We start from the raw sequence: 17,064 nt of genomic DNA on the forward strand, positions 1-17,064 counted from the left end.
CCTCTTCGAGGCCAATGAAGGCCCCGAGTCAGAAAGGTTTTATAAAGTCTTATTAAGCGTTCTTCGCCGCCACATGCTCTTCAATTAACGCTGCTACCAAGGATACTGCCTCATCGATCTCTTCCTTGCTCACATACAAGTTTGGAAGCAGACGAATGACATTCGGTCCTGCAGAAACAAAGAGAATGCCTCGCTTCTGACCAGCGAGCACGATGTCTCCCACCGCTTCAGCACATTCTATCCCAACAAGCAGACCCATCCCCCGAACTTCTTTCACAAATGAGTTGCCTGCCAGACGTTCCCGCAAAGAGTTCATCAAGTACTCGCCCATTTCAGCTGCACGCTCTGGCAGTTGATCTTCGAGCATCGTTTCAATCGTCGCAATGACAACCGAGGAAGCGAGCGGTGTACCGCCAAACGTCGTTGCATGGCTGCCCGCAGTAAACGCATCTTTCAGATAACCTTTACCCAGCATCGCACCTACAGGGAAGCCGCTGCCAATACCTTTGGCTACTGTGAAAATGTCAGGCTCAATGCCATAATGCTCATGCGCAAACAGTTTACCTGTACGTCCCATTCCTGTCTGCACCTCGTCTACGATCAACAGCAGTCCGTGCTCTTCACACAGTTTCCGAACGTGATGGACAAACTCTGGTTTGACCGGATGTACCCCACCCTCGGCCTGCACCATCTCCAGCATAATTGCTGCTGTATTGGGTCCGATTGCCGCTTCGAGTGCCGCTGTGTCATGCAAAGGAACCGTTACGAATCCGGCTGGCAATGGCAAAAATCCTTCTTTCACCTTATCCTGCCCAGTTGCTGTCAAGGTTGCGAGTGTCCGTCCGTGGAAGGATTGGGCAAATGTAATAACTTCGTACCGACCTGTGCCTTTCACTTTCTGGTGATAGCGACGAGCCAGTTTAATTGCCGCTTCATTCGCTTCTGCACCACTGTTACAAAAGAACACCGCGTCTGCACATGTATTTGCTGTTAACAAAGCCGCTGCTTTTTCCTGACCCGGAATCTGGAACAGGTTGGATACATGCCACAGCTCATCAATCTGCGCTTTCAGCTTGGCTCCGACTTTCTCCGGTGCATGGCCCAGACTCGTTACAGCCAACCCGCACATGAAATCAAGATAACGATTGCCCTGATCATCCCATAGCCAGCTGCCTTTACCCTTGACCAGACTGATTGGATAACGTGCATACGTTTGGAAAAGAGAGCTATCCGTCTGTACCGCTGCACCTGTCGCCGCTACGCCCGCTACTGCTGTGCCAGAACCTGGCTGTTCATTGCCTTTTGCCATCACCTATCACACTCCTATTCCTTTGTATGAGTACACTAGGCAAACCCTATAAGCTAACCCTACTTTCCACAAGGCCACTCCGATTGCAGTACCATCTTCCGACCGCTGTTATCCCCGGATTTTTTCGATCCCCTTAATAGAGGGTAAAATCCGGGGATAAAGGCGGACGCTTCGCTTCTTCAGATTGGTTCTGCACTCTCCGTTCTCGTGTCATGTCCAGTTCATCTTATATAAAAAAAGCCGTGTACAAAATGTTGATTCCTCACGTTATTACAAGTTCGTATTATTGCATACGCATAATTCGGGTTCCGATCGTTTCTCCGCCAAGCACACGGCTCAGAATCTGTGGTTCGCTGCCGTCTACGATAACGACCTCACGCACTTTGCCGTGAATACAAGCGATGGCTGCACGCACCTTTGGAATCATGCCGCCATAGATTTCTCCGGTTTGAATCATATCCTCGATCTCTTGTACAGAGACGGCTGGCAATACTTTTTTCTCGCCGCCTATAGTCTTCATAATGCCAGGGACATCGGTTACTACAATCATCCGGCTAACTCCGAGATGGGAAGCTACGGCACCTGCGGCTGTATCCGCATTGATGTTATAGCGCTGACCAGTTGCATCTACACCAACCGGCGCGATAACTGGCATATAGCCCATATTTACAATTCCTTGAATAATCTCCGCGTTAACGCCCGTTACGTCACCTACCCAGCCTATCTCTGCATGATTGCTAACCGGTTTCGCCTGGATCAGACCACCATCCACACCGGATAAGCCCAGCGCACGTCCACCAACACGTTGGATCAGACGTACGATTTGTTTGTTAATACTCCCCGCGAGAACCATCTCTACGACATCCAATACAGGTTCCGTCGTCTTCCGCAATCCGTTCACGAACTCGGTCTCAATGCCCAGCTTCGCTAAATTATCCGAGATCGCCGGGCCGCCGCCATGCACAATGACAGGCTGAGTTCCCTGGGACTGCAAGTCACGCAGATCTGCAAAAAAGGAGTCAGGCAACGCCGCCAGCGTGCTGCCTCCGCATTTCATGACAAACGTCTGCTTCTCGGCGCCTGCCTCAGTTCCGGCACTCTCATTTTGCAATGTTGAATTCATGAGGGCACTCCTTTCATATTAAAATTTAATTTAAACAGATTTAACACTTCATAGATGCCTGACAGAAAGCGGCTGAACGTTACAGATCCGGATCGTTCTTTCGATCGCTGTTGTCTCCAAGTTTTTTGGATTCCCCTCTCTAAGGGGAAAAACTCGGAGACAAAGGCGAACGCTACGCTTCTACAGAATCGATTCCGACTCTTCCACTGCCTTCGCCAGTTGTCAAACACCAAAGGTGAGTTTAAATCTCATATATAATTTTCAACATATTTTACGAAGCAGCTTCTCATAGGAAAGCTGCATTTTTAACGTGTAAATATAAAACAGTTACTTATTACGTACGGTATGCCGCGTTAATTCGTACATAGTCATACGTCAGGTCACAGCCCCAAGCGATGGCTGTTCCCTCGCCGTGGTGCAAATCGACTACAATGCGTACGTTATCGGTCTGCAAGTAGGCCAGTGCCGCTTCTTCGTCAAAAACGACCGGACGGGATTGAGCAAGTACAGAAATGTCTCCCAGACGGATATCCACCGTCTCCGGGTTCACCGGCTGTCCTGCGCGCCCTACAGCTGCAATAATTCGTCCCCAGTTGGCATCTGCGCCAAACATGGCGGATTTCACGAGACTCGATCCAATGACAGTCTTCGCAATGGCTTGCGCCGATTCATCACTTACCGCACCTGTTACCTGTACCTCAACCAGCTTGGTTGCTCCTTCGCCATCACGCGCAATGGCTTTGGCAAGTACCTCGCACACATAAGTAAATCCAGCAGCAAAAGCTTCCCAGTCCGGATGTTCCGTGGTCAGTTCTTCGTTGTCTGCCAGTCCACTGGACATCGCAACGAGCATGTCGTTCGTGCTTGTATCTCCATCTACTGTAATCATGTTAAATGTATGATTGGTCGCCTGGCGCAGCAGGCGCTGCAACGCTTCTGCGCCAATGACTGCATCCGAGGTCATAAAGGCCAGCATGGTTGCCATATTCGGATGAATCATCCCCGATCCCTTGGCAGCACCTGCAATCGTAATCGTTTTGCCGTTCACCTCAACGGCGACGCAGGCTTCTTTTTTCACCAAATCGGTAGTCAGAATAGCTTGGGAAAAATGCTCCGCTTCTCCTGCTTCCTTGCCCAAGCGTGCCGGAAGTCCGCTAATCCCCGAGTGCACAGCGTCCATCTTCAGCAATTCACCAATAACACCTGTGGAAGCGACAGCAACATCCTCTTCCGCTACGCCCAATTCACGTGCAGCCGCCGTACGCATGGCGTAGGCATCCTCTTCCCCTTGTTGTCCGGTACAAGCATTGGCATTCCCGCTGTTCACGATGACTGCCTGAAGGCGTCCATTGCTCAAGCTCTCACGCGTGACTTTCAAAGGTGCGGCCTGGAATACGTTCGTTGTATACACCGCAGCTGCAGTTGCCGGCACGTCACAGCGGATCGCTCCGATGTCGTTGCGAGATGTTTTTTTCAAACCACAATGCAATCCGCCAGCACTGAACCCGCGCGGGGTTACAATCGTTCCGTTCTCAACTATCGTAAAAGCCTTTTGCTCCACATTCGTTTCCATATGTTATCCCCCGTTAAGCGTTCGGCTGCATGCCGATTGTCCGCTTGCTTTGCCTGATCCGTCTTCCCCACATGGTTTCGGAAATTGCGTCTGGACGCTCCCCCAATAATTCAAACCTTATGGATATACCGGCGTCATGTTCAGCCCGAGGTTCTCCTCCCATCCCATCATCAGGTTCATATTTTGAATGGCTTGCCCGGATGCACCTTTCACCAGGTTGTCTATGACCGAAATAATCGTCAAACGACCTGTACGAGGGTCAGCTGCAAATCCGATATCACAATAGTTCGATCCGTACACTTCCTTCGTTGAAGGCCAGATCCCCGGCTCACGCACACGCACAAAAGGCCGATTCTCATAATATTTGCGGTACAGATCAACGATTTCACGGTCACTGTGTTCGCCAATTAGATTGGCATACATCGTACTCATGATTCCACGCGTCATCGGCACCAGCTGCGTTGTGAACGTTACTGTGACTGGAGTTCCAGTGATATTGCCCAGCACTTGCTCGATTTCGGGAATATGCTGATGTTTATTGAGTTTGTATGCTTTGAAATTCTCGTTCATTTCTGCATAATGATTCATCAGACTTGTTCCCCGTCCCGCACCCGACACGCCGGATTTGGCATCAATGATGATACTGGTAGGATCAATCCATCCTGCCTCAACAGCTGGAATTAATCCAAGTAACGTCGCCGTTGGGTAGCAGCCTGGGTTGGAAATAAAGTTCTTCCCCTTCACTTCGTCTCCATACACCTCTGCCATGCCATATACCGCTTGTTCCAACAATGAAGCAGATGGTGCCGGATGTTTATACCACTCTTCATACACCGTTCCATCCTTGAGTCTGAAATCTCCAGAGAGATCAATGACCTTAAGACCAGCCTCAAGCAGGCTTGGAACGAGCTTCGCACTTACACCAGACGGGGTTGCTGTGAACACCAGATCTGCACGACTTGCGATCTCAGCCGGATCTACGCCGTCGAGTGGCCTATGAATCACGTCCGTCAAATGCGGGAATCCATCTGCGATGGACTCACCACTGCTGGATGAAGAGATTACCGAAGTAATTTCAACCAGCGGATGGTTTTGGAAAAAACGAATCAGTTCCACCCCGCCGTAGCCGGTGGAACCGACGATTGCCACTTTTAATTTGTTATTCACTCTCGCTCCCCCAATCCTGTTGTATGCGCTATTTATAACTGTTCTCCTGCCCTCAAGGGACGTTCATACAGCAATTCCGTCGCTTCTATGCATATTTGTGTATTATTATACAACTCTAGTTATATAAATACAACACTCTACCATCAATTTAACACGGATAATGTTGTATCCCGAACATATCTTTCCAACATCTGCGGACGAACCCGTATACTTCTGCTAAAATACGTATTATAGGAAACATTACAACCAGGGTCTATTTCATAATCAATCTACACGAGGAAGGGTTTATGAATGGATTCATGATGGTCATTATGAGACATGGGGGACTACAGTGCATATCGAATCCATTTTACTTGTTGTACTCCTGGGCCTGAATATTATTTTCGCAGCAGCGGTCGTTTTCTTCGAACGAAAGGATGCAAGTGCATCCTGGGCTTGGCTGCTCGTCTTAAACTTTATTCCGGTGTTCGGGTTTGTACTCTATCTATTAACAGGGCAAAACCTGACGCGCTACCGGCTTTTCCAGTGGAAAGAGCGCAAGAAGCTCGGGCTTGAAGAACGTATTGCTGCTCAGCTTGAACAGCTGCAAGACAACCGAACACCGTTCCGTAATCAGGCCACAGAGAGCAGTCAGGACATGATTTATATGAACCTGAAGCAGAATGACGCTCTGTTGACCGAAGACAATGCGGTCGAAATTATCACGGACGGGACAGACAAATTCCAGCGGTTGCTTGATGATATCGAGGCAGCGCAGGATCATGTTCATGTGCAATACTACATTTATAGAGGTGACCGACTCGGCAAAAGAATCCGGGATGCACTCATCCGCAAAGCGAAGGAAGGCGTCAAAGTTCGTCTGCTATATGACGCACTCGGCTCACGGCGGGTATCCAAACGCTTTTTCAAAGAATTGCGCGAAGCAGGCGGTTTGGTTGAAGTCTTTTTCCCATCCAAATTCAGTCTGATTAACCTACGTATGAATTACCGAAATCATCGTAAAATCGTTATTATTGACGGTAACCTAGGTTATACAGGCGGGTTTAATGTAGGGGATGAATATCTCGGTTTGAATTCCAAGTTCGGTTACTGGCGCGATACGCATTTGCGTATTCAGGGTAATGCTGTTCATGCTCTTCAGACCCGTTTTCTTCTGGATTGGAATGAAGCGTCCAAGCAGCATGATACCCCTTATGTTCCGGCGCATTTCCCTCATATTGAGGGTACAGGAACAACTGCGATGCAGATTGTATCCAGCGGACCGGATGCTGAGACCGAGCACATCAAAAACAGTTATCTGAAAATGATCAATGGTGCCAAACACTCCATTCTCATACAGACGCCTTATTTTATCCCGGACGCCAGTGTATTCGAAGCCATTCGTCTTGCGTGCCTGTCAGGGATTGATGTTCGCATCATGATTCCTAATAAACCGGATCACGCCTTCGTATATTGGGCTACGCTGTCTTATATCGGTGAGTTGTTAAAAGTAGGGGCAACTGTATTTATATACGATAACGGCTTTATTCATGCCAAAACACTCATTATCGACAGTATGGTCGCATCCGTGGGAACCGCTAATATTGATTACCGCAGCTTCCGCCTGAACTTTGAGGTAAATGCATTTATGTATGACGAAGCAATTGCGACTGCTCTTGTGCAGACATTTGAGCATGATCTTCTTGTATCCCGTGAGATGACGCTTGATGAATACAATAAACGCAGTGTGAAGATCAAATTTAAAGAAGCGATTTCTCGTCTGCTGTCTCCGATTCTGTAGATATAGTAGTGATAGTAGATATACAGCAAGTAGCACAGTGATTTTCGTTCAAAAGACAAAACAAAAAGCAAGTACTTCCTTTCCAGCCATGTCTGGTGGAGGAGTACCTGCTTTTTTTACATTTATATGCTTACTTTCTTGTTAGTTAAACGAACTGCTTAAACTGCTCTCTGTTATCATGTAAATGTTAAGTTTAATTTATAGATTGCCTACTCGCTGTACCTTACACTTCCTCGCGCTTAAAGCCTTCGCCCAATACTTCATGCGCATTGCTAATAATGACAAAAGCCCCCGGGTCGACGGACCGGATCAAGGCTTTCAGTCTCGGCACCTCATTCTGTCCAACGACCACCATCAGAACGGTTCGCTGATCGTCGGTGTAGCCACCTTTTGCCTCCAGCTTCGTCAGTCCGCGATCCAGATCATCCAGAATCACCTTCGTAATCGGTTCGGTCTGGTTGGAAATAATATAAGCAACCTTCGAGTAACCAAGCCCCATCTCGACGGCATCAATGACTTTTCCGGTAACGTATAACCCGATCAGAGCAAAGAGCGACTGTTCCAAAGACAGTACAAAGGCAGCCATAATAATAACTGTAGCATCCATCATCACGACACAAAGGGAATAACTCAGCCCACTGTATTTTTGTACGATCCTGGCAAGAATGCTCATGCCTCCTGTTGAACCTCTCCCCCGATAGACAATCCCAATCCCGAGACCAACCCCAATTCCTCCATAGAGTGAACCTAGGAGCGGATTCGTTGTTGGGATGGCCCAGTCTTTCGTGAGAAATACGAACAAAGGCAGAACGATACTGCCAAGCACAGAACGGATACCATACTGCTTGCCAATCAGGAGAAAACCCGCGATCAGAAGCGGAATATTAATAGCCCACTGGGTGTATGCCGGCTCAAGCCCCAGCCATTGTTTGCCTAATATCGATAACCCGGATACCCCGCCTGACGCAATCTGATTCGGAAGTAAAAATAAATTAAAGGCCACGGCAATCAAAAACGAACCTAATATGATGGATACGGTATCCACGACATTTCTCCATGGACCGTTCAGGGGAATGAGGGTAGTTAGCCTCTTCTTGCGGTTATTGTGTAAATGCTGTTGCTGCTGCATGTCATCGTGCTCTCCTTTTTTTGTATATATGCTCAAAAAAAAGCCCCTGTATACACCCAGCATACGCCTACACGTATCGGGTCTATACAGGAACTTTTGATTAATCGGTATCTACTTTAATCTGGCTGCGCAAATAACCGTCGATGAATCCATCGAGGTCGCCATCCATTACTGCACCAGTGTTTCCCGTCTCTACGCTCGTACGGTGATCCTTTACCATACTATAGGGATGGAATACATAGGAGCGAATCTGGCTACCCCACGCAATATCCGACTGTTCTCCTCGGATTTCGTCCAGATGCTGTTTTTGTTCTTCAATTTTACGTTCATACAATTTGGAACGAAGCATCGTCATCGCCCGCTCACGGTTCTTGATCTGTGAACGTTCATTCTGACACGTTACCACCACACCAGTTGGAAGGTGAGTGATCCGTACGGCTGAGTCGGTGGTATTGATATGCTGTCCACCCGCACCGCTCGCACGATACGTATCGATCTTAAGATCTTCTGTTCGAATATCCAATTCAATCGTGTCATCAATCTCTGGAACCACATCACAGGATACGAAGGAAGTATGTCTACGTCCTGAGGAGTCAAAAGGTGATATCCGCACCAATCGGTGGACACCCTTTTCGGCTTTCAGATACCCATAAGCATTATGCCCCTTGATCGATAATGTGACACTCTTGATTCCTGCTTCATCTCCTGCCAGATAATCCAGCACCTCAACCTTGAAGCCACGCTTCTCGGCCCAGCGTGTGTACATCCGCATCAGCATCTGTCCCCAGTCCTGAGACTCGGTACCACCAGCACCCGGGTGAAGCTCTAGAATCGCATTCATCTTGTCATACGGCTGATTCAGCAGAAGCTGTAGCTCGAACTCTTCTACTTTACTCACGATGGCTGTTACGCTGTTGCCGATCTCCACAGCCAGATCATCGTCGCCTTCTTCGTCAGCCAGTTCTGCCATCATGACCGCATCGTCATAATCCTGCTGCAGCTTGGTGTACTGATCCACAGAACCCTTCACCGCGTTCAGCTCAGCGATTAAGGCTTGTGCCTTATCATTATCATCCCAGAAATCCGGGACGGACATCTTCACTTCGAAGTTCTCAATCATCTCTTGCTTGAGATCTAAGTCAAAGAGACCCCCTAAGATTTGTTAGTTTCTTGCCTATTTCACGCAGGTCCTGCTTCACGCTTGGATCGATCATGTGCAATTCCTCTTTTCATTAAGATAAGCTCCCCGCATCCAGGGCATTCCTCCAGAACAAGTATCTGATGCTTCACCTTGGAGTCTCGGTCACCTTTATATCGGCAATCCTCTTCTCCATAATCCTGGTCACATAGTTATAACTATGCACCAATTACAGGTTATGCATCCTTCACTTGATCATTTGGAATACCCGGCTGCAAGGAGCCGTTCATGTCATTCTATTTAAGTTGAGCCAGCATTCGTTACACCTTACCACTCCGATTGCAGTAGCATCTTTCGATCGCTCTTATCCCCAGATTTTTTTGATTCCCTCTCACAAGGGAAAAATCCGGTGATAAAGGCGAACGCGTTGCTTCTCCAGATTGCTTCTGCACTCTCCGTTATGGTGTAAAAAATTCAGATCCAACTTATACACAGGGTATATAAGAGGAGCTTTTGACTACTCTTGACCGTGGCAGTGTTTGAACTTTTTGCCGCTGCCACATGGACAAGCATCGTTGCGTCCGATTTGGTCAGATACTTTTACCGGACGTTTCTCCGTAGGTTCGCCGCTTGTCGAGATCTGACTTTCGTCAACAACCGCCTGACGCTCCTGGTTGCTCTCGATTTGCGCTCTCATCACATAGGTTGCCACTTCTTCCTGAATCGAAGCAATCATCTGATGGAACATTTCGAAGCCTTCGAACTGGTACTCACGCAGTGGATCTGTACCGCCGTAGGCACGAAGGTGGATACCTTGACGTAATTGATCCATCGCATCAATATGATCCATCCATTTGCTGTCTACTGCGCGGAGCACAACCACTTTCTCGAATTCACGAACCATCTCTTCACCGATTCGCTCTTCACGTGCATTGTACTTGTTCTGAACTTTCTCAAACAGGTAGTCGATAATCTCTTCCGCTTCCTTGCCCCACAGGTCATCTTTCGTTACTGAGCCTTCATCCAGCAATTTGCTGTTCATGTAGTCGGCAACTTCTTGAAGCTCCCAGTTTTCCGGAATATCATCACTGCAATGAGCTTCCACGATACGTTCAATGGAAGGCTTGATCATATCCATAACGATCTGTTTGATATTCTCGGACTCAAGCACCTCACGGCGCTGTTTATATATAATTTCACGTTGTTGGTTCATGACATCATCATACTGCAGAACGACTTTACGTACGTCAAAGTTATTCCCTTCAACCCGTTTTTGTGCCGACTCTACCGCACGGGTAATCATCCGGCTCTCAATCGGTTGGTCTTCTTCAAAACCAAGACGCTCCATCATGTTCAGTACATTGTCTGCACCGAAACGCTTCATCAGCTCATCACCCAGTGACAGGTAGAACTGTGTGGAACCCGGGTCACCCTGACGTCCTGCACGTCCACGCAGCTGGTTATCAATCCGGCGAGATTCATGACGCTCTGTACCGATGATGTGAAGACCGCCCACTTCAGCGACACCTTCGCCCAGGATAATATCTGTACCCCGTCCAGCCATGTTAGTTGCAATCGTCACCGCTCCTGCTTGACCTGCACCTGAGATGATTTCCGCTTCTTCAGCGTGGTACTTGGCATTCAATACCTGGTGTCTGATTCCACGGCGTTTCAGCATGTCCGAAAGACGCTCGGAGTTCTCAATCGATACCGTACCAACCAGAACTGGCTGGTTCTTGCTGTGACGTTCCACGATTTCTTCCACAACCGCTTTGAACTTGCCATCAATGCTCTTGTACACCACATCAGCCATATCATCCCGTTTGTTCGGACGGTTGGTTGGGATCTGCAATACTTCGAGACCGTAGATTTTTTTGAACTCTTCTTCCTCGGTCTTCGCTGTACCCGTCATTCCCGCAAGCTTGCGGTACATCCGGAAATAGTTCTGGAATGTAATCGTAGCAAGAGTCATGCTCTCGTTCTGTACTTCAATGCCTTCTTTGGCTTCAATCGCTTGGTGCAATCCATCGCTATAACGACGTCCTGCCATCAAACGGCCTGTGAACTCATCGACGATCAGTACTTCCTCGTCACTCACCACGTAGTCAACGTCACGACGCATGATTACGTTCGCTTTCAATCCCTGTACGATGTGATGGTTGAGCGTAACATTGGCATGATCATACAAGTTTTCGATACCAAATGCTTTCTCCGCTTTCGCCACACCCGCTTCAGTCAGCGCTACGGATTTCACCTTGATGTCCACCGTAAAGTCTTCTTCTGGAACCAAACGTTTCACGAAACGGTCGGCTGCATAATACAGGTCCGTTGATTTCTGAGCTTGTCCGGAAATGATCAAAGGCGTACGTGCCTCATCGACCAAAATGGAGTCCACTTCATCAATAATACAGAAGAACAATGGACGTTGTACCATCTGTTCTTTGTACAACACCATGTTGTCACGCAAATAGTCAAAGCCAAATTCGTTGTTCGTTCCGTACGTAATATCACATGCATACGCATGTTGTTTCAAAGCATGGTCCATACCGCTCAGGTTAACCCCTACCGTCATGCCCATGAATTCATAAATTTGTCCCATTTCCTGGCTATCCCGTTGAGCCAAATAATCATTGACCGTTACCACGTGTACACCTTTGGACATCAATGCATTCAGGTATACCGGGAGTGTTCCTACCAGTGTCTTACCTTCACCCGTTTTCATCTCTGAAATCCGGCCTTCATGCAAAGCAATGCCTCCGAGCATCTGTACATCATAGTGACGTTTGCCCAATACACGACGCGATGCCTCACGTACGGTTGCAAATGCCTCCGGAAGAAGTTCATCAGTTGTTTCTCCCTTTTCAATGCGGGCACGGTATTCATCCGTTTTGGATTTCAGTTGTTCATCAGACAGAGCCTGAAATTGTGGTTCCAGTTTATTGATTACATCGACTGTCTTCATCAGACGTTTAACATCACGTTCGTTCATGTCGCCGAAGATCTTTTTGACAAGTCCTAGCATGGTATACCCCTTTCGTGCAAAACAGAATAGACCCCCTGCTGCCGCCACGCGACACCATCGGATGGATATGTATCCACTTGCCCGGGGGTGACAAACAATATAAATAATAATATGGATGAATCAACTCCAGGCTTGCCAAGGTTCCCTCATGAAGCTGATTCGGTATTCAACCGGATCAGGTTATTAGAAATAAGCCGAAAACCGAGCCTTATGAATCATGTTCATGGTGCTGTGCCTGTCATTGATTATGATTAGCGATCATTCGTTGACAATTCCTCATCAGGACAATGATTCTCTTGCATAAATTGTAACAGTTTGTAAGGGTCGCCGCAACACGCCACGGTACACTTCTTTGAACTTTTGAAGCCTCTCAAAAGTAGTTTAAGTGCAAAAAATCATAGTCGTTAGCGGAAGCCCTGGATTCTATCGTTTCATTTTCCAGTTAGATAAGCCATGTTAACGAATTTTGGTGGTAAATTTGGATGAAAATCTCAATGTTGAGAAAAAGAATATATCCTCAGTAACATTTCCGTGAGTATTTGGAATTTGGTATTCCTCCTTGCACGGATTTGTCTCATTCCTACTATATATTAGACGCAGTAGCATGGGAAATAGTTTCACAATCTTGCCCCAGCGACTTTTTTCCAGCCCGACAACGCACAAAAGAGCCCCATCCCATAAAGGATGGAGGCTCTTGTTAGTTTAATCCAATACAGGAAGCTAAGATGTCCCTGTGTTCATTCGCTATCAGTTAAGAAATTATTTTTCAATTCAATAGTTTAGTTACTAAACCAGGTTAGTGTACTAAATCAGTGCATTAGGTCAGTCAATTACACTGACTCCATTAACCTTGTTCGATCAAACCGTATTTTCCATCGTTCCGTTTGTACACAACGCTGACTTCTTCATTCTCAATGTTGGAGAATACGAAGAAATTGTGGCCAACCATGTTCATTTGGAGGATAGCCTCTTCCACGTCCATCGGTTTCAACATAAACCGTTTCGTCCGAACCACTTCCAAGTCGTCATCTTCAGTTTCCGCATCCAGTTCAGCAGTAGCTACTGTGCCTGTCGGATCTTCGACGAACAGTGTTTTCAGGCTGCCTTCCTGGCGGAACTTACGGTTAATTTTCGTTTTGTGTTTACGGATCTGACGTTCCAGCTTGTCTACCACGGAGTCAATGGAAGCGTACATATCGTCACTCTCATCCTCGGCGCGGAGCACAATGCCTTTCAAAGGGATCGTCACCTCTACTGTATGCAAGCCTCTCGTCGTGCTCAGGGTAACAGCACCGTCAGAGTTAAGGGGTGCATCGAAATACTTCTCGAGTCTACTCAACTTTTTGTCGACATAATCCTTCAAAGCATCGGTAACCTCGATTTGTTGACCTCGAATACTTAAATTCATAGGGCACTCCTCCTTTTCCTTTGCCACTTCATTATAACACGAATGTAAGCGCCATGTAAAAACTCCCGGTGACCGAATAATGACATCTGTTCAAGCCACATCAGCCAATATAGGATTACCGCCATATTTCGCGATATTTCACCATTTTGAGGCATAATCGTTAATTAACATGGATGGTCTTATTAGGCGCTTGATGATGTAATTAACCGTTTCCGAGCTCCTTCAATCTGTTATGTAAAATGAAAATTAATTTACCTGTTGTATCTGCCAGACTCCTACGAATATTGACCTCAACTGACCTGTGAAATTGTATATTATGAATCTATTAAAACAAAAAAAGACCCCGGAAAAACCGGAGTCTGATGCTAGCGATAATTCAATTGGTAACCATCTAACCATATATGTAGGTCGGATTGTCCGGATGATTATAATTTGATTACGTTAGCTGCTTGCGGTCCACGCGCGCCTTCGACGATGTCGAATTCTACGGATTGACCTTCTTCCAAAGTTTTGAATCCTTCGGATTGAATTGCGGAGAAATGTACGAATACGTCGCCGCCGTCTTCAGTTTCAATGAAACCGTAACCTTTTTCTGCGTTGAACCATTTTACTTTACCTTGCATGCACTAACATTCCCTTCGTCATCAAATGAAGTGAAGCTTTCGGCCTTAACCTCTGCCCACAACTCAGATAATACCATCCAAAGTTATCCATTGTCAATTGGTAACGTAAATGTTTTCTTGGAATTTTTTGTTGGAAAATGGCGTTATTTTAATAATGCTGTCACCTTAACTTAATTCTATAAAATAATTATGCATTTAATTGGAATTTCACTTCTTCACATAGCTGATAGAACTCCTCTAAGGTGTTGATAAGAAACAACTTGGGAGCAAATTCTTTAAGTTCCTGTTTGCTAAATTGCTGAAACCTATTTAATATACGTGAAGTAACCGTTCCAAAACGTTTTTCGATATATAATAGTAACATGTCCCTGCTTGCATTTACCTCAGATTGATATCTTATAATCTCACTCTCAATATCAATAGAAGATAAACTATCTGTATAAAACCCATCAACATTCATACCCACATATTTCTTGACCTGCTCCATATCATTAATTGTATGAAGTGCAACTTCAACACCAAGTGACTTTAACTCTCTACCAAAATTAGAAGTATACCTGTCTGGATATGTAGTCACAGCACCAATAGGCTTTCCTTCAACAAATTGAAGGATCTGTTCATCAGAAGAATGGGTCGCATATAGTGTATAGATATAACTAGGAAACGGAAATATCTCTTCAATGATTGAGTACATATCTTCCCTATATATCTGTGGTACAATGCGTAAAAGTAATTCATAACCATACGGTTCAACTGCTGATATGATCCTCTTGAATTGAGTCTTCACTATGTCAGCTTTCAGATATTTGGTGTCAGTTACGATATATAAATCGGGATAGTTGACCATAAGTTCGTAAATATCCGTGATTGTGAGTGGAGTATACTTATTTAATATTTTAAGTTCCTTGAATTGATCCAAAGTTAGAGGCTCATCTTCTTTTACTCCTTCGGGCGGTTTCTGCTGTAAATAATCGTAGAGGTATGTTTGCCAATCATGTCTAGCAACCATTTCGCCATCTGAAGTCAACTCAAAATCTATTTCAAAAATACGATGTCCTTTAACCCGGTAATTCCATTCTATCGCTTCTCTGCAGTTAGTATAGCTGAGACCTTGAAATATACCACCAGCATGGCTAACAACGCTGAATTGGGAATCATTTCTTTTTAAGTTAGAAGGAGTAGCCTTGAATAAACTACCTTGCATATAAATTGTAGAGAATGTATCGAAATTAGTTGAAACTACCTTATGCGATTCTTTCCAACTTACAATGTTCATCCCTCGGGAATTCATACTTTTCTCAACACCATTGATCATTACGCTACTATAATTCCCTGCATTTGCTCCGCTACTTTTTATCAGTATGTGGTTACCATCCAGTTGACCTTCCCAGCTTAATTCTTCAGAAGAACATTCCTGGTATATTACTTCATAACTAATTTCATTCGTTTTGCGCGCCAACCATATATAGCTATATCGAAGTTTACTGCTATCCAGAAGTGTAATACCTAGAGCTTTAACTTCTTCTAAGACATCATCTTTAATTTGTTGACTCCCGTCATCTTTTATTGAAATTACAACATAAGATCCTACTTCAGTTTCCATAAGATATTGTACCAAGGATTTTCCTTGTGTAAGCTCAACAGAATAATTATGTTGACTAAACTGAGGTATATAAATGCTTGTGTGGAAATATATACTTTTTCGATTCAGATCCAAATCGATCTTGGAAATATCTTCGATCCAAGTATCATTTTTTCTATAAAACATACTACGATATGCAGCATAAGCCAAATCATTTTGACTTCTAGAATAATTAGAAAGAGGAATGTAAATTGCCCCATAATCCAATAGTGATAGGTCTAGTTCGCTATTCACATTTTCTCCTCCTCAGGATATGCACAATATATCGTATTATCTTCAAAAATACTCACAAACGTATCCACTCTATGAACACTTTTAACCTTTGAATCTATTAGATCGTAAACTATAATATTCATACCACGTAAATTAGGCGAATATTCTAATCCCTCTATCTTAACACTCGAAACATTTCCACTGTTATACCCGGCACTTTTGACTTCCAAATGGATTGGCATAATAAATTCTTTAACCTTATATCCTGACTCGATTGTCTTAGATATTGCTTTGTCTGAAACTTCTTCATGAAGACTGATATATTCCCTCTCTCCCTTCTTCCAGATTACGTTAATGTAACTCGAACGCAAAAATTCACGAGTCAACTTTTGTACACCGTAGTCCGCAAGTTTCTCTTGCCATTTATGATTCAGCGCTTGAGAACCGTCGTCCTTGACTGATAGAAATATTAGTGTGAATGGAGCAACCTCTTTTAATAAGTCTGTAAAACTTTTCCCTTTTACAAATTTGATATTGTATCCTTTATTCCATAGTAACGGCATCAAAAGTGGATCATCAAAGTGAATTGCAGATCGATCCCTTTGAAAATCAAGATTGTGTTCTTTAAGCACAGTAACACCTTTATCCTTACAATATTCGTCAAATTTTTTGTACTCCTCCGAAGCGCGATACCATTGTGGGTTAAAAATAATTTTAGTTCGTACCTCAAGAACACTCTCTAAAAATTCATACCACACTGAAAAACTAACTGGGTTGTATCGTTCAGATATATCTTTCACAACTAATGGCTGTTCTTCTTGTTCTTCTAACTGTACCGTAAATTGCTTTTTTTCTCTCTTTAAAGCTAAGGATGCAAGTAAGGAAATCCATAAGAGAGCAAGTGCTGTTGCAGTTATATTTAAACTAAGCACAATAC

General features: G+C 45.2%; 12 protein-coding genes. 1 reads left to right on the forward strand and 11 read right to left on the reverse strand.

The features are described from left to right. Window positions 1-52: 52 nt before the first annotated feature. The 4 genes from QP794_RS30680 to argC form a co-directional block, all read right to left on the reverse strand. Window positions 53-1,309: an acetylornithine transaminase gene (locus QP794_RS30680; RefSeq protein WP_285080572.1), complete on the reverse strand. Its 1,257-nt coding sequence runs from the start codon at window positions 1,307-1,309 to the stop codon at window positions 53-55. 283 nt (window positions 1,310-1,592) lie between these two features. Next, a complete protein-coding gene (argB, locus tag QP794_RS30685; protein ID WP_285080573.1) occupies window positions 1,593-2,432 on the reverse strand; it encodes an acetylglutamate kinase in 840 nt (279 codons plus the stop codon). A gap of 334 nt (window positions 2,433-2,766) precedes the next feature. Continuing rightward, window positions 2,767-4,005, reverse strand: a complete 1,239-nt coding sequence (argJ, locus tag QP794_RS30690) for a bifunctional glutamate N-acetyltransferase/amino-acid acetyltransferase ArgJ (RefSeq protein ID WP_483311973.1) — start codon at window positions 4,003-4,005, stop codon at window positions 2,767-2,769. A gap of 117 nt (window positions 4,006-4,122) precedes the next feature. Next, entirely contained in the window at window positions 4,123-5,172 is a 1,050-nt protein-coding gene (gene argC / locus QP794_RS30695) for an N-acetyl-gamma-glutamyl-phosphate reductase (protein WP_285080574.1), read from the reverse strand. A 331-nt stretch (window positions 5,173-5,503) separates the two neighbouring features. On the opposite strand from argC, the gene cls reads away from it, so the two are divergent. Further along, on the forward strand, window positions 5,504-6,952 hold the full coding sequence (gene cls, locus QP794_RS30700) for a cardiolipin synthase (protein WP_285080575.1): 1,449 nt from the start codon (window positions 5,504-5,506) through the stop codon (window positions 6,950-6,952). Between the two features lie 223 nt (window positions 6,953-7,175). Here the strand turns inward: cls and QP794_RS30705 are convergent, their stop codons facing one another. The 7 genes from QP794_RS30705 to QP794_RS30735 form a co-directional block, all read right to left on the reverse strand. Further along, a complete protein-coding gene (locus QP794_RS30705) occupies window positions 7,176-8,081 on the reverse strand; it encodes a YitT family protein (protein ID WP_024631595.1) in 906 nt (301 codons plus the stop codon). A 100-nt stretch (window positions 8,082-8,181) separates the two neighbouring features. Further along, window positions 8,182-9,295, reverse strand: a protein-coding gene (gene prfB, locus QP794_RS30710; protein ID WP_285080576.1) for a peptide chain release factor 2 whose coding sequence is annotated in 2 segments (ribosomal slippage) — window positions 8,182-9,222 and window positions 9,224-9,295 — 1,113 coding nt in all. Because the reading frame shifts where the segments join, the coding sequence is not laid out codon by codon here. Window positions 9,296-9,736: 441 nt separating this feature from the next. Further along, window positions 9,737-12,241 carry a preprotein translocase subunit SecA gene (gene secA, locus QP794_RS30715; protein WP_079350368.1) on the reverse strand — a complete coding sequence of 835 codons (2,505 nt, stop codon included), beginning with the start codon at window positions 12,239-12,241 and terminating at the stop codon, window positions 9,737-9,739. 844 nt (window positions 12,242-13,085) lie between these two features. Further along, on the reverse strand, window positions 13,086-13,649 hold the full coding sequence (hpf, locus tag QP794_RS30720; RefSeq protein WP_053779540.1) for a ribosome hibernation-promoting factor, HPF/YfiA family: 564 nt from the start codon (window positions 13,647-13,649) through the stop codon (window positions 13,086-13,088). A gap of 425 nt (window positions 13,650-14,074) precedes the next feature. Then, entirely contained in the window at window positions 14,075-14,272 is a 198-nt protein-coding gene (locus QP794_RS30725; protein ID WP_024631599.1) for a cold shock domain-containing protein, read from the reverse strand. 187 nt (window positions 14,273-14,459) lie between these two features. Further along, a complete protein-coding gene (locus QP794_RS30730) occupies window positions 14,460-16,148 on the reverse strand; it encodes an interleukin-like EMT inducer domain-containing protein (protein WP_285080577.1) in 1,689 nt (562 codons plus the stop codon). Next, entirely contained in the window at window positions 16,145-17,059 is a 915-nt protein-coding gene (locus QP794_RS30735) for an interleukin-like EMT inducer domain-containing protein (protein ID WP_285080579.1), read from the reverse strand. The genes QP794_RS30730 and QP794_RS30735 overlap by 4 nt, the downstream gene beginning before the upstream one ends. Between the last annotated feature and the right edge of the window lie 5 nt (window positions 17,060-17,064).

The sequence above is a fragment of the Paenibacillus sp. UMB7766-LJ446 genome, from assembly GCF_030226665.1.
Lineage (GTDB): Bacteria > Bacillota > Bacilli > Paenibacillales > Paenibacillaceae > Paenibacillus > Paenibacillus vandeheii.